This is a genomic window from Arthrobacter sp. BPSS-3 (assembly GCF_044628475.1).
GTDB lineage: Bacteria > Actinomycetota > Actinomycetes > Actinomycetales > Micrococcaceae > Arthrobacter.
On the sequence record NZ_JBIMMV010000006.1, the window covers coordinates 100,667 to 114,320 of the forward strand.

14 protein-coding genes and 1 pseudogene are annotated in these 13,654 nt (G+C 70.2%); 3 read left to right on the top strand and 12 right to left on the bottom strand.

Annotation, left to right across the window (positions count from 1 at the left end; translation table 11 throughout):
• The first annotated feature begins 45 nt into the window (after window positions 1–45).
• Window positions 46–1,461, top strand: coding sequence for an MFS transporter (locus tag ACFVY3_RS10990; protein WP_400159730.1), 1,416 nt, complete (start codon window positions 46–48; stop codon window positions 1,459–1,461).
• 45 nt (window positions 1,462–1,506) lie between these two features.
• On the opposite strand, the gene ACFVY3_RS10995 is transcribed toward ACFVY3_RS10990, so the two are convergent.
• The 11 genes and pseudogenes from ACFVY3_RS10995 to ACFVY3_RS11045 all read right to left on the bottom strand — a co-directional run bounded on the left by ACFVY3_RS10995 (window position 1,507) and on the right by ACFVY3_RS11045 (window position 10,297).
• Entirely contained in the window at window positions 1,507–1,953 is a 447-nt protein-coding gene (locus ACFVY3_RS10995) for a hypothetical protein (RefSeq protein WP_400159731.1), read from the bottom strand.
• Window positions 1,950–2,852, bottom strand: a complete 903-nt coding sequence (locus ACFVY3_RS11000; protein WP_400159732.1) for a TIGR01777 family oxidoreductase — start codon at window positions 2,850–2,852, stop codon at window positions 1,950–1,952. The genes ACFVY3_RS10995 and ACFVY3_RS11000 overlap by 4 nt, the downstream gene beginning before the upstream one ends.
• Window positions 2,853–2,878: 26 nt before the next feature.
• Window positions 2,879–3,538, bottom strand: a complete 660-nt coding sequence (locus tag ACFVY3_RS11005; protein ID WP_290256708.1) for a TetR/AcrR family transcriptional regulator — start codon at window positions 3,536–3,538, stop codon at window positions 2,879–2,881.
• 114 nt (window positions 3,539–3,652) lie between these two features.
• Window positions 3,653–3,940 (bottom strand): hypothetical protein, encoded by a 288-nt coding sequence (locus ACFVY3_RS11010; protein ID WP_400159836.1) that lies wholly within the window; start codon window positions 3,938–3,940, stop codon window positions 3,653–3,655.
• A gap of 578 nt (window positions 3,941–4,518) precedes the next feature.
• Window positions 4,519–4,614: pseudogene (locus ACFVY3_RS11015) on the bottom strand (hypothetical protein); the annotation flags it as partial.
• 216 nt (window positions 4,615–4,830) lie between these two features.
• Window positions 4,831–5,580 (bottom strand): dienelactone hydrolase family protein, encoded by a 750-nt coding sequence (locus ACFVY3_RS11020; RefSeq protein ID WP_364136470.1) that lies wholly within the window; start codon window positions 5,578–5,580, stop codon window positions 4,831–4,833.
• Window positions 5,581–5,602: 22 nt separating this feature from the next.
• Window positions 5,603–6,901, bottom strand: a complete 1,299-nt coding sequence (gene tgt, locus ACFVY3_RS11025; RefSeq protein ID WP_400159733.1) for a tRNA guanosine(34) transglycosylase Tgt — start codon at window positions 6,899–6,901, stop codon at window positions 5,603–5,605.
• A 94-nt stretch (window positions 6,902–6,995) separates the two neighbouring features.
• Entirely contained in the window at window positions 6,996–7,721 is a 726-nt protein-coding gene (locus ACFVY3_RS11030) for an SRPBCC domain-containing protein (protein ID WP_400159734.1), read from the bottom strand.
• Between the two features lie 62 nt (window positions 7,722–7,783).
• Window positions 7,784–8,815, bottom strand: coding sequence for a DUF6707 family protein (locus tag ACFVY3_RS11035; RefSeq protein ID WP_400159735.1), 1,032 nt, complete (start codon window positions 8,813–8,815; stop codon window positions 7,784–7,786).
• Window positions 8,816–8,913: 98 nt separating this feature from the next.
• A complete protein-coding gene (locus ACFVY3_RS11040) occupies window positions 8,914–9,453 on the bottom strand; it encodes an NUDIX hydrolase family protein (protein ID WP_290256702.1) in 540 nt (179 codons plus the stop codon).
• A gap of 46 nt (window positions 9,454–9,499) precedes the next feature.
• The gene (locus tag ACFVY3_RS11045) at window positions 9,500–10,297 is read right to left on the bottom strand and encodes a VOC family protein (protein ID WP_400159736.1); all 798 of its coding nucleotides are present in this window, start codon (window positions 10,295–10,297) and stop codon (window positions 9,500–9,502) included.
• Between the two features lie 43 nt (window positions 10,298–10,340).
• On the opposite strand from ACFVY3_RS11045, the gene ACFVY3_RS11050 reads away from it, so the two are divergent.
• Both ACFVY3_RS11050 and ACFVY3_RS11055 read left to right on the top strand, forming a co-directional pair.
• Entirely contained in the window at window positions 10,341–11,012 is a 672-nt protein-coding gene (locus ACFVY3_RS11050; RefSeq protein WP_400159737.1) for a YdeI family protein, read from the top strand.
• A gap of 41 nt (window positions 11,013–11,053) precedes the next feature.
• Window positions 11,054–11,773, top strand: a complete 720-nt coding sequence (locus tag ACFVY3_RS11055) for a phosphatase PAP2 family protein (RefSeq protein ID WP_400159738.1) — start codon at window positions 11,054–11,056, stop codon at window positions 11,771–11,773.
• Here ACFVY3_RS11055 and ACFVY3_RS11060 read toward each other — a convergent pair.
• Window positions 11,770–13,644 carry a glycogen debranching N-terminal domain-containing protein gene (locus ACFVY3_RS11060; RefSeq protein ID WP_400159739.1) on the bottom strand — a complete coding sequence of 625 codons (1,875 nt, stop codon included), beginning with the start codon at window positions 13,642–13,644 and terminating at the stop codon, window positions 11,770–11,772. The two genes, ACFVY3_RS11055 and ACFVY3_RS11060, sit on opposite strands and share 4 nt — an antisense overlap.
• Between the last annotated feature and the right edge of the window lie 10 nt (window positions 13,645–13,654).

Sequence of the window (13,654 nt, forward strand, 5' to 3'; positions counted from 1 at the left end):
GGCGGCGTTGCTCGCTGGCGGCGCCGAATCCAGGAAGGTTCATCGATGAGCACCCAACCGACCGAAGCGGCCCAGACCCGGAAGGCCGTCGGCAACATCCTCAAAGGCTCCGCGGGCAACCTCGTGGAATGGTATGACGTCTACGTCTACACGGCCTTCGCGGCCTATTTCCAGTCCCACTTCTTCAACTCCAAGGACGACCTGCAGGCCGGGCTCGAGGCCATGGCCGTCTTCTCGACGTCGTTCCTGATGCGCCCCATCGGCGCCTGGTTCTTCGGCCGTTACGCCGACCGCAAGGGCCGCAAGGCGGCGCTGACGCTGAGCGTGACGATGATGTCCGCCGGGTCCTTCGCCATCGCGATCCTGCCCACCCAGCAGGTGATCGGGCTGTGGGCCATGATCCTGCTAGTCCTAATCCGCGTCCTCCAGGGCTTCTCCGTCGGCGGCGAATACGGCACCAGCGCCACCTACATGTCCGAGGCCGCGACCACCAAGCGCCGCGGCTTCTTCTCCAGCTTCCAGTACGTCACGCTTATCGGCGGCCAGATGCTGGCCCTGCTGGTCCTGGTGGTGCTGCAGAACGTCATGCCCAAGGCCGACCTCGGCGAGTGGGGCTGGCGGATCCCGTTCGCGATCGGCGGCGTCGCGGCCCTGGTGGTGCTGTGGCTGCGCCGTTCCATGGAGGAAACCGTCTCCGAGGAGCAGATCAAGGCCGCCAAGGTCCCCGCCGTTCCGGGCCAGGCCCAGCCGGGCACCATGAAGCTGCTCTTCACCAGCTACTGGAAGCCGCTGCTGGTCTGCATCGGCATCACCCTCGGCGGCACCGTGGCGTTCTACACCTACACAAACTTCATCCTGAAGTTCATGAATGACACCTCCGGCATCGCCAAGACCGACACCTCGGTGATCAACTTCTGGGCGCTGTTCATCTTCATGCTGCTCCAGCCTGTCTACGGCATCATCTCGGACAAGGTGGGCCGCAAGCCGCTCCTGCTCTGGTTCGGCATTACCGGCGTCCTCTTCACCTGGCCGCTGCTCTCCACCCTCGCGGGCACCAAGAACCCGTTCACGGCCTTCCTGCTGATGATGGGCGGACTGCTGATCGTCGGCGGCTACACCTCCATCAACGCCCTGGTGAAGGCCGAGCTGTTCCCGGCCTCCATCCGCGCCCTCGGCGTCGGCCTGGGCTACGCGATCGCCAACTCGCTGTTCGGCGGCACCGTCCCGCTGATCGGCGCGGCGCTGCAGAAGGAGGGCCGGGAAGACCTGTTCTTCACCTACGTCACGGTGGCCATCGCGATCTCGCTGCTGGTCTACATCTTCGCGCTGAAGAACAAGAAGTCCACGCACCTGGACCACGAACAGGGCCACGCCTGGGACCAGCCGGTGGCCGTGGGCGCGGGGGTTGCCGCCTCGCCGGAGCGGGACGACGACGGCGTCCTGGACACCCCGCGGCGGTAGTCCGCCACTTCGACGGTTCCCTGCCGGATCGACGCTTCTAGACGTCTAATTGGCAGGGAACCGTCGAAACGGGCCTAGAGGTGGCGCCGCGCCGTCGTCGTTCCTGATGCGGGCCAGGCGCCAAACGCTGAACCGGCCCAAGGCCGTGGCGGGGATCATCGCGATCGTGGCCAGAGGCATGGGCGGGTCTTCGAAGACGCCAAACGGCATTGTGATGATTCCGCCGAGCAAGGCAAAGGCGCCCACATGCCACCACTGGTTCCGAACCGGCTGGAGGAAGACGCCCAAGGGGTGGCCTAGCGCCAAGCCAACGACGACGGCGGGTATGGCCCCAAACATGAGTGCGGCAAGGAAGATGGAGGCGGCGTTGAGTGCTGACGGCGGCAGGAACAGGGTCTCCAGGCTGAAGACTAGGCAAAAGGCGACGTGGGTGACCAGAATCCCGACCCAGATGGCACTCGGGACCAATTCCACTCGGATCGGGCGGTTCATCCCTGACGCCCGCGGCTGGCGTTCAGCGCCGTGTCGAGTGTCGGGTAGCGGTAGGTGAAGCCCGCGTCGAGGAGCTTGCGGGGCTCGACCCACCGGCTTTTCAGGACCAGCTCGGTTTCGGTGCGGATGACGATCGCGCCAATCTTCAGCAGCCAGGCGGGCGTGGGCAGCCCCAGGGGCATCCCGTAGGCGCGGCGCACCGACCGCATCAGCTCCCGGTTGCTGACGGCGGCGGGCGCGGCAACATTGACCGGACCTTTCAGCTCTTTCCGGAGGTGGAGAAAGCGGATGGTCCGGTACAGGTCCTCGACGTGGATCCAGCTGAACTTCTGGGCGCCGGCGCCCATGCGGCCGCCGAGACCCAGCCGGGCCAGAGTCGCGAACGGCCGCATCACGCCGCCGCCCGGGCCAAGGACAATGGCGATCCGGAGGGCCACCTTCCGGGTCACCGGCGCGGGGGCTTCCGCCAGGGCCGCTTCCCAGGCGCGGGCCACGTCCACGGAGAATCCCTCGCCGAGGTCGCCGTCGTCTTCGGTTTGTGGCCGGTCGCGGGCGTCACGGTAGATGGTGCCGGTACTGGCGTTGAGCCAGGTCCGCGGGGGAGCGGAACACCGGGAGAGAGCTGTTCCCAGGGCGCCCGTCGTGGAGACCCGGGACTCAAGGATCTCGGCCCGGTTGCGGCGGTTGTACCGGCAGTCCACCGTGCGTCCGGCGAGGTTGACCAGCAGGTCGGCCCCTTCCAGCGCCGCCGTGATTGCGGTGTTGTCGCCCCACGCCGCCGACGCTCGCCGGGACCGGCCAATGGTCCTGACGTTCCACCCATCCTCGGCGAAGCGACGGGAGATGTAGGTCCCGATGAAACCGGATGCCCCGGCGATGACTACTGTCGTGTTCTCCATGAATCCCCCGATTCGGTGATGGTGCGTCAGTCGGTGCGGAGCGCGCGGGCGAGGCTCATCGCGTCGTCCAGGATCTTTCCCACTCCGGGGATGCGGGCCAGTGAGACCCCCCGGGCCACCAGCGGGGCGATGCCGTCCACCAGAATCCGGGTCCTGCGTTGGCCCTCCGAGGTGTCGTAGACCCAGAACAGGGTGACTCCCATGTAGGCCATCCAGAGCAGGCCGGGCAGTTCGGAGCGCAGGCGGCGCGGCGGCGCGGGTGTGGCTCCCTCGACGACGTCGACGAAGATCTGCTGCGCTGCCTTTCGGGCATCGGACGAGGCCGGGTTGAAGGGGTTGGTCGGGGACGTGGGGCGGATTGCGGTGGCGATGAATTCGGCGCCGAAGCGATGGTAGGGCGCCATGGTGTCCAGTCCGGCATGCAAGGTGGCCTTGAGCCGGTCGCGAAGGTCGTGGATCCCGTCGAGGGCCTCCGCCGCCCGGGCGGCGTGGTCGGCCTGGATCCGCTGGTAAAGCTCCTGGACGAGTTCATCCTTTGAGGCGAAGTAGTAATAGGCGTTTCCTACCGACACTCCGGCTTCAGCCGCGATGGCGCGCATGGTGGTCTGCTCGAAACCGATCTCACGGAACATCCGCAACGCGGTCTCGGCCACACGCTGCCGGGTCTGTTCGCTCTTCGCCGCCATGATTCCCCATTTCTGAACGTGTTCAGAAAGTATCGCAGTTTATTTGAACATGTTCAATAAGTCGTTCTGGCCCCCGTTTCGACGGTTAGCCGCCGGACCGATGGGCGGAAGCGTCTATCCGGCGCGGAACCGTCGAAGCGGGTTCGCGGCACCCTCCCTGGCCTTGCCGAGAGCGCGCAGGACCCGGTACTTGAATTCCACCTCGTTAAACAGGTCTTTCCACTCGATCCTTAGGAAGGTCCAGCCCTGCTCCATCAGGGCCTTCTCGCGCCGCCGCTCGGCAAAGACGGCGTCCGCCACCGGACCGTAGTCGAAGTACTTTGCCCGCCCGTCGAACTCCAGAGCCACCCGGAGCTCCGGCCAGGCAAAGTCCATCCGGTGCTCGCCCAGCGGCGTGCGCACGACATATTGCAGCTCGGGCGGCTCGATCCCAAGCGGTCCAACAACTCCCGGGTCAGGCTTTCGCCGGCCGACTCGGCCCTTGGGTCAGCCAATTGCAGGGCGCGGCGCAGTGCCAGCACGCCGTTTCGCCCGGCGAGCCCTGCGCACATGGCCAGCAGCAGGTCCATGTCGGCGCCTAGCCGGGCGGCGTGGTCGACCAGGATGACGGACTGCTGCACGGAGAACATCCGGCAACAGTCCACCACCGTGCGTTCCAGCGACGTGCAGGGCAACCCCGCCACGAAACACAGATCACCGCTGGACAGGGCGCCGGTATGGGCGGCGACGTCGCGCCCATGGGAGACCGGGGACGGTGTGCCCGCCTGGGTGAGATGGACGCGCTGCTCGGCCTTCCACAGGTTCAGGCCGTGGAGGGCGGCAGCGGACAGGTGGCTGTAGGCGAAGGCGCCCGCCGACGTCGTCAGTGTCCCCAACGCGTGGGCGAAGACCAGTTGACGACGCCGGGCGGTGCCGTTGAGGGCCCGCCACCAGTCGCCACGGGCATAGCAGCCGCGGCGCACCCGGACGAGACTGCCATCCTGCACCAGCCGGGCGATGGTGCGGGACGTAAATCCGGCGGCAAGGAGATGGTCCGTGCGCCACAGGTCCGGTGTCGGCGGAAGTGTTGGGGCCATGCCACCAGCTTCGGTAAGGCATCCCGTGTCAGCCAGGGCTCACCGTGGTTATGTGGATACCCGCCGCTTCGACGGTTCCCCGCCGGGTAGACGTTCAGGAGCGTCTAGGTGGCAGGGAACCGTCGAAATGGGCGGGCAGGGGAGGCCGGGGAAGGGAAGGGCAGGGAACGACGCCGGAGGGACCCGGGTTCCTAGCCCTATACCGGGCCCTGCGGGCTAGCCCTTGAGGGTCGAGTCCAGGAGCTCCCGGAGTTCGCGGAAGTGCCGCTCGGTGGCCTCGGGGTGGAAGGCCGACGTGTCCGCCATCGAGTAGCCGTGCGGGGCGCCCTCGTAGATTTTGTTGCTGGCGGTCAGGCCGGCGGCGTTCAGCGCCTCACCCAGCCGGGCGACGGCATCGGTGTCCATGCTCCGGTCCTTGTCCGCGTGGCCGAAGACGAAGGTGGCCCGCGCGTGCTCCAGGCCCAGGTGCGGGCTGTCCGGCTCGTCCGTGGCGAGGCCGCCGCCGTGGAAACCGCCGCAGGCCGCGACCTGGTCCGGGTGGGCGGTGGCGGTGCGGACCGCGAGGCGGGCACCCATGCAGTAGCCGGTGACGCCAATCGGTCCCTCGGAGACGCCGTCGAGCTCGCGAAGATCGCGGACCCAGGCGTCGATGTCCGGGACGGCCTTGTCGCTGGTGAGGCGGCCGACGCGCGGGAACGCGGCGGCGCCGGCGGCCTCGCGGCCCTCCGGGGTGCTCATGTCGCCGGCCGGTGCCAGCTCCGTGGCCGTGCCCTCGCGGTAGAAGACGTTCGGGGCCAGGACGACGTAGCCCCAGTCGGCGATCCGCTGCGCCATCTCCTGAATGCGCGGGCGGAGGCCGAAGGCGTCCATGTAGAAAATGACGCCCGGGAACGGGCCCTCACCGGTGGTGGGGCGGGCGACGATGGCCTCGGCTGTGCCGTCTGCGGCAGGAATCTCGATGAACATCGGGTCAGCCTACCCGACGGTCCTAGGAGTAGTACCGGCGCAGGGTCTCGGCCTTGAACTCGAAGAAGCTGCCGTCCTCGATGGCGAGCCGGGCGTCGTCGACCATCTTCACCACGAAGCGCTCGTTGTGGATCGAGATGAGCGTGGCCGAGAGCATCTCCTTGGACTTGAACAAGTGGTGGATGTAGGCCCGGGAGTAGTTCTGGCAGGCATAGCAGTCGCAGCCCTCCTGGAGCGGCCCGAAGTCGCGCTTGTACTTGGCGCCGGAGAGGTTGAAGCGGCCGTCCGGGTGGTAGAACGCGGAATTGCGGGCCACCCGGGTGGGGGAGACACAGTCGAAGGTGTCTGCGCCGTTCTCGATCGCGGTGAAGATGTCGTCCGGTTCGGAGATGCCCAGCAGGTGCCGCGGCTTGTCTTCGGGCAGTTCCTCGTTGCACCAGCGCACGATCGTGCCCAGGTTCTCCTTCTCCAGGGCCCCGCCGATGCCGAAGCCGTCGAAGTTCATTGCGCCCAGGTCCCGGCAGGCCTTGCGGCGCAGGTCCTCGTACTGGGCGCCCTGGATGACGCCGAAGAGCGCCTGGTACGGCTTGCCGGTGCGTTCCCCGGTGAGCCGGAAGTGCTCAGTGATGCAGCGTTCGGCCCAGCGGCGGGTGCGTTCCAGGGATTCCTCCTGGTAACCGCGGGAGTTCTGCAGGGTGGTCAGCTCGTCGAAGGCGAACATGATGTCCGCGCCGATCTGGTGCTGGACGTTCATCGAGATCTCGGGGCTGAACCGGTGCTTGTCGCCGTTGAGGTGGCTCTTGAACCACACGCCCTCCTCGTCCACGTGGGCCAGGCGTTCCTTGCCGGGGGCGACGGCGTCGTCGGGACCGGAGTGGTCCACCGATTTCATGTCGATGACCTTCTTGAAACCGGACCCCAGGCTCATCACCTGGAACCCGCCGGAGTCGGTGAACGTGGGCCCCTGCCAGTTCATGAACTCACCCAGCCCGCCGGCCTCATCCAGGATGTCCGCCCCGGGCTGCAGGTAGAGGTGGTAGGCGTTGGCGAGGACGGCCTGCGCGCCGAGGTCCGCGACGGCTTCGGGCAGCACGGCCTTGACCGTGGCCTTGGTGCCGACGGCGATGAACGCGGGCGTCTGGATCTCGCCGTGCGGGGTGCTGATGGTGCCGGTGCGGCCCAGGAAGGCCCCGCCGTTCTCCGCCACCTGCTCCGGCGACGGCGAGCAGGTCTCGCTCAGGCGCTTGCCCACCCGGAAGGAGAAGTCGGACTGCTTGGCGGGCAGGGCGGAGGAGGGGGTGGTTTCAGGATTCGCAGGCACCGTTCAAGTGTGCCAGTTGCCGCGCGGAAGCCCCACCTCAGGGAGGGTGGCCCCGGGGGCTCCGCCGCAGGTGCGCCGCCCCGGGTGCGCCGCCTCAGGCGACGGGGTCGGTGGAGGGGTAGTTTGCCGCGCGCCAGGAATCCCAGACGGCACGGATCTCCTCGAGCCGGTGCGCGCCGAGCCCGTAGGTGGACACGATCACCAGGGATCCGCCGTCGGGCCGGAGCTCGGGGATGGCGGGCTGGTCTGCGATGATCACCAGGCCCTCGCCGTGCTCGGCGTAGTCCTGGACGGTCAGGCCCACCTGGTGGTTGCTGCGGAACCAGACCTTGCCGGAAACCGCTTCCCCGGTGGCCAGGGTCAGGGAGTACGGCTCGCCGGCGGCCGGGACATCGCCCACGCCGAGCTTGTCGATCACCGAGCCCGCGGTGCCCGGGACGGCGAAGAACAGCGTCTTCCGGCGGCCGTTGGGGTGGCGTTCCAGGGCGAAACGGAGCTGGTGCAGGAAGGTCAGCCAGCCCTGGGTGATGTCCTCGTCCCAGGCCGCCCACTCGGAGTTGTGGTCCACGGCGGCGCGGGTGATGCTGACCTCGGTGCCGCCGGGGACGGGCTTGAGGGTGAAGATGTCACCGCCGTCGACCACCAAGGAGGTGTGGTCCGCGCTTTCGATGACCTTGGGACCGAAGTAGATCGCGTTGATCTCCGCCGCCTGGTCCTCGGCCTCCCAGCCGTGCCACTGGGCCACCTTCGCGGGTTCCCGCAGCATGGTCCAGACCTGCTGCGCGTCGGCGTTGATCACCACGGACAGATTGTTCGTCATGGGCCCGAATGTACTCCGACCCCATCCCCGCGGGTAGGGCCGGGCCGGACGGAGTGCAGGCGTCAGCCGCGGACGAAATCCAGTTCGTTGGTGATCCGTCGTTCCAGTTCGGCGCCGCCGATGGTCTGGGATCCGCCGTGGGCGCGCAGGAACAGCAGGGCCTCGAGCCGCAGCAGCCGCCATTCCCGCTCGGCGTCCCGGTTGGAGTTGTCGATGGCGCGGAAGATTTCCTTGTCGTACAGGTTCGGCTCGTTCAGCGACCGCTGCCGGACCTTGGCGTTGATCCGGGCCTTGAACGGGTCCGTTTCCATGGCGTCGGGGGCACGGAGGAACTTCTCGTACACGGCGGCGCGTTCGTCGTCGCCGCGCTGCCGGCAGATGTAGCTGGCCAGTGCCAGGGCGGCCTCCACGGAGGCCCAGCGGCCCGGGTTGCCGTCGAACGGCAGCACGGTGAGCAGGTCCGCGACCGCCAGGGCGTGCTCCGCGTCGCCGAGGACCACGAAGAGTTCGTGCGCCAGGTCGCTGAGGTCCTTGAGGCAGCTGCCGGACTTGGTGTTGATGCCCTTGGCCAGCCGGTCGCTGAGCAACAGCACCCCGGCATCCTTGGGATGCGCCGCGGCAGCGGCCTCCACGACGGATTCGGGCGTGCCCTCGGCGGTGGGGATCAGGGCCAGGTCCGCTTCGCTGGGGCCGACGACGGCCGGCGGCGAGGCAGGCGGCGGGGGCACGACGACGGCGGGCAGGGACGCGTCGGCGTCGGCCTGCGCGGGGGCGCCGGCGTCGGCCGCGGAGACGGACTCCGCCGCACCGGGAGCTGAAGGAATGTCGGCGGGGGAATCGCCGGCCGACGCGGTTGATCCTCCCGAGGATTCCGGTTCCTGGATCAGCACCGTGGACCCGGCCGCGATGCTGAGCACGCCGCCGCCGGTCAGGGTGGCGCGCACCAGGGCGGGGGTGCCGAAGTCGTCGTTATCGACGGCGACGCTGGCGATTTCGGCGGTGCGCGTCGCGTCGGGCAGGAGCAGCAGATCCCCGGGCCGCAGAGATCCCGCCTGCCGTTCTCCATAGTTCACGGAAGCTGTGGGGTGGGTCATCTGGAGTCCTCAAATTCTTTTCGGTCCGCCCACCAGTCTACAAAGACCGGCGCGCCGGATCGGGGACGCGGGACGGCTGGGCCCCGGCGCCGCGGAAGCTAGTGGCCGACGCCGGCGAACGCGAGGGCCTGGCGGATCAGGGCGCCGCGGCCGCCGCTGAACTCAAGCTGGACGTCGGAGCGGAGCACCTCATCCGGGGTCATCCAGGTCAGTTCGAGCGCGTCCTGGCGCGGGGAGCACTCGCCGGTGACCGGGATGACGTAGGCCAGGGCGACGGCGTGCTGCCGGTCGTCCGTGTAGCCGGTGTGGGAGGGGGAGGGGAAGTATTCGGCCACGGTGAACGGCACGGGGCTGACCGGCAGCTGCGGGAACGCCAGCGGGCCGAGGTCCTTTTCCATGTGCCGCAGCAGCGCGGCGCGGATGGTTTCGCGGTACAGGACGCGGCCGGAGACCAGGGAGCGGACCATGGTGCCGTCCTCGTCGGCCTGCAGCAGCGTTCCCACCTCGTTCACGAACCCGAGCGGGTCCAGCCGGACCGGGACGGCCTCGACGTAGACCATCGGCAACCGGCCCCTGGCCTCGAAGAGGTCGTCGTCGGAGAGCCAGCCGGGATTCGGGTCGGGGGTGCGCACGTTCATGCTTAAGTTCTACCCCATCCGGGCTGGACGGACGTGGTGGACGGGGTCAGTCCGCCGCCGGGGCCCGGGAGATCCAGAGCGGGTGGGCATGCGTGGCCCCGGCCTCCGCGTCCGGGTTGGCCAGGTGCAGCAGCGGGACCGGGGACTGCTCCACCAGGGCCGCATCCTCCCCGGCATCCTCAAGCCGGCGGCGCAGTTCCCCGAGGTCGCCGGCGTACTCGAACGCGAGCCCCGCCGCAGCCTGTCTTGCACCCGGTGCGCCCGTCCCGATCATCAGGATCCCGCCGTTCTTGGCGGTAAAGGACTCGGCTTCCTCTGCGCTGCCGGTGGCGGCTCCGGTGCCGGGGACAGGGCGCGGGCGGGCGCCGATGTCCCGCAGCGTGCGGGCGGCGGTGGCGGGATCCGCAGCGAACCAGAGGCCGACGACGGCGAGGTCCGGGTCGGCGTCCGGCACGCCGCCCCAGCCGCCGTCGGCCGCGCGGACCGCGGGGTCGGCCAGGAAGCTGAACCCGTCGGCGGCGGTGACCTTGCAGGTGGAGCCGTGCTCGGCGTCGAGGACCTCCGCCCGGGTGCCCTGGCCGGAACCGTCGGGAGCCCCGGCGGTGCCGGCGGACTCCGCGGTGCGGCGGGCGAATTCGGCCAGGTCCCCGACCTCGACGCCAAAGTCGGTGCTGCCGTCCTCCGCGGAGCCGGCCTCGGCGAAATGCAGCGCCAGGCGGCCGGACCCGGCGTCGAACTCGCGCCAGGTGGCGTCGTCCACCGTCTTGACCAGGCCAAGCGCGGTCAGCAGCCGCTCCCACTCGTCCATGCGGGAGGTGTAGTGGATGGGACGGACGCGCAGCATGGGGGTCTCCCTCGTGGGTGTGGGCCGGGAGCACAATAGTGCCATGGCTGTTGAGCTGATGGAACTGCTGGTGAAGGACGCCGCCGCGTGGCGGGCATGGCTGCAGGACCACCACGGGACCAGCCCCGGCGTGTGGCTGGTGCTGCACCAGAAGGGCGGCTCGGTCACCGAGCTGGACTACGAGGCCGCCCTGCAGGAGGCCCTCTGCTTCGGCTGGATCGACGGCCAAGGCCGGCGCCGGGACGAGGAGAGCTCGTTCCAGCGGATGACCCGCCGGGGTCCGAAGAGCGTCTGGTCGGCCAGGAACGTGGACCGGATCGCGCGGCTCGAGGCGGAGGGGCGGATGGCCCCCGCGGGCCGGGCCGCCGTCGAGAGCGCCAAGGCGGACGGCCGCTGGGAGGCTGCCTACGAGGGTCAGGCGACCGCCGAGATGCCGGCGGACCTTGCCGCGGCGATCGCGGCGGACCCTCGGGCGCAGGCCATGTTCGAGGTCCTCACCTCCGTCAACCGGTACGCGCTGATCTACCGGACCAACGCCGTGAAGCAGGCCGCAACCCGGGAGCGGAAGATCGCCGGGTTCGTCGAGATGCTGGCCCGTCACGAGACCCCGCACCCGCAGGCGCGCAAACCCCGCGGCCCGGAGAACCAGCGCCCGGAGAATCAGCGCCCTGCGAACCAAGACCCCGAAAGTTCGGGCCCGGGGAGTTCCCGGTAACCGCACGGAGGGCGGACAGCCGGATGTGGCAAGGTGGACCAGTGCCTATTACCGAACGCCAGCAGCAGCGCGGAGCCCTCCGGACCCCGCCCTCGCAGCGGACGGTGTTCTTCTCCGCGGCGGCCTTGCTGGTGGCCGGGGAGGCCGTCTTCTGGCTGATGGTGGCCGGCATCCAGACCAACTCCGGGCTGGCCGTGTTCGACGGCGGGATCCACGACGCCCTGGTGGACCACCGGTCCCCGCTGGCCACTGCCGTCCTCACGGCGGTCAGCACCGTCACCGCGCCGGCCGTCCTCACGGTGATTGGCGGCCTGCTGGCCCTCGGCTGGGCACTGCTCCGGCGCGAACTCTGGCGCCCCGGACTGTTCCTGGCGGCGGTGCTGGCCGCAGCGTGCGCCACCACGCTGGTCAAGCAGATGGTCTCCCGCGCCCGGCCGTCCGCCTCTGACTTCCTGATGGGCCCGGACGACGCGCTGTCCTTCCCCTCCGGCCACACGCTCGGCGCTGGGGTGTTCCTGCTGGTCCTCGGGTACCTGCTGCTCGGCAGCGCGGCCGCCCGCCCGGCACGGCGTTCGACGGCGGCCCTGGCCTTGGCCGGTGCCGTGCTGGGAACGCTGGTGGTCGGCTTCAGCCGGCTCTACCTGGGCTACCACTGGCTGACCGACGTGGTGGCCTCGCTGGGCCTGGCGGTGGCGCTCGCCGGCGTCGCGGTCCTGGTCGACGGGCTCCGCAGCGCCCGGCGCACGTCGCCGGACGCCTAGAAGGCCACCCCGAGGGCCTGCGCCAGGACCACTGCCGAGGCCGAGGACCACGCCTGCGGGTGGCACGAGGCCGGATACGGCACCGCCGTGCGCGACTCCGCCGCACTCACGCCGGCGAAGAGCTCCGGGAGGCGGTGGCCGAAGGCCGCGGACGCCGCCAGCAGCCCCTCGGCCAGCACCCGCGCCTCCTCGGTGAACCCCTCGGCCAGGAGTCCGCGCACCGCAATGGCCGTGTCGTGGCTCCAGACCGATCCGCAGTGGTAGCTGAACGGCCAGAACCCGGTGGCCCGGCGGGAGAGGGTGTGCAGGCCGTAACCGGAGAACAGCTCCGGGCTCAGCAGCCGGTCCGCCACCAGCCGGGACTCGGCGGGGTCGAGGATCCCGGTGCCAAGCAGGTGGCCCATGTTCGAGCCGGGAACATCCAGCGGGGTGCCGTGGCCGTCCAGTGCCATGGCGGGGAACCGGCCGCCGTCGTCCTCCACCCAAAAGCGCTCGCGGAAGTCACCCCTGAGGCCAGCGGCGAAGTCCCGCAGCTCCGCGGCGCCCGGTTCGCCGTAGGCGTCGAAGAGGTCCGCAGCCTCCAGGGCGGCCTGGTAGGCGTAGCCCTGCACCTCGGCGAGGGCGATCGGCCCGTCCGCCTGGCGCCCGTCGCGGAACTGCATGGCGTCGCGGGAGTCCTTCCAGCCCTGGTTGCTCAGCCCATGGCCGGAGGTGTCCTGGTAGCTGAGGAACCCGCCGTTGCCGGCGTCCCGCCCCGCAGCCCCCGCCGCCAGCAGCCAGTCCGCGGCGCGCACGGCGTTAGGCAGGAGGGAGCGGACCGCGGCGTCGTCGGTGCCGGCGCGGCCGAGCTCGCCCAGCAGGCACAGCCACAGCGGCGTGGAGTCCACGGCGCCGAAGTACACCGGCGGCAGCCGCAGCGCCTGGCTCTCGAGAATCAGTTCCTTGGCCCGCAACTCGTGCAGGATCTTGCCGGGCTCCTCCGCCGCGGCGGGGTCCGTCTTCGTGCCCTGATAGGCGGCGAGGGCACGCAGGGTGCCCGCGGCGAGGGCCGCGTCCAAGGGCAGCAGCAGCCGCGCGGCCCAGAGCGAGTCCCGGCCGAACAGGGTGAAGTACCAGGGGGCGCCGGCGGCGAGGAACGGGGCGTCCGGGGCCGTGCGGGTGGCCAGCCGCAGCCCGTCCAGCTCGTCGAGGGAGTTATCCAGCAGGGCGCCCAGCGGCCCGGCCGGGCGGTCGCGGACGGACCGGGCCGCCGGGACGTGTGCGGGGACGACGGCGTCGCCGGTGTCGGTCAGGGTGGCCTGCCACTCGGCCTCCATCGGGCGCCCGGCGGACGCTGTGCCGCGCCAGACCAGGCAACCGTCCTCCACCCGGTCCGGCGCGGCGACGGTCAGGGTTTTGCCCTCCTCGGCCCACCGCAGCGAGGACCCATCCGCGGACACGGGCTCCAGCGGCTCGCGGAAGCGGCCCAGCCGGATGGCGGCCATGTCCGTGAAGTCGGCCGCCAGCCGGACCCGGACCTCGGCGTCCAGCTGCGGCAGCGAGGTGGCCAGCCGGAGCGAGACGCGGACGGCGCCGGGGGTCACGGTCCAGGTCTGGACGAGTTCGACGGCGGGGTCCTCGGTGGGGCCCTCGATGCCGCGGACCAGGCCGCGCACGGTGAGCACCCCGCCGGGCGCCGGCTCCACCGTGGCCGGTTCGGGGGCGAAGCCGTTGACCGTGGTCTCGGCCCGGCTCAGCATCCGGGTGTCCCCGTGGAGCAGACCGGTGAACCAGCCGCCGCCGTCGGCCAGCCGGCCCTCGGCGTCCAGCCAGAGCTGGGTGGGGGCGGCCACGGAACAGTGCTGGCGGTGCAGGGCTGGTTGTACGCTCATCCGACCAGCC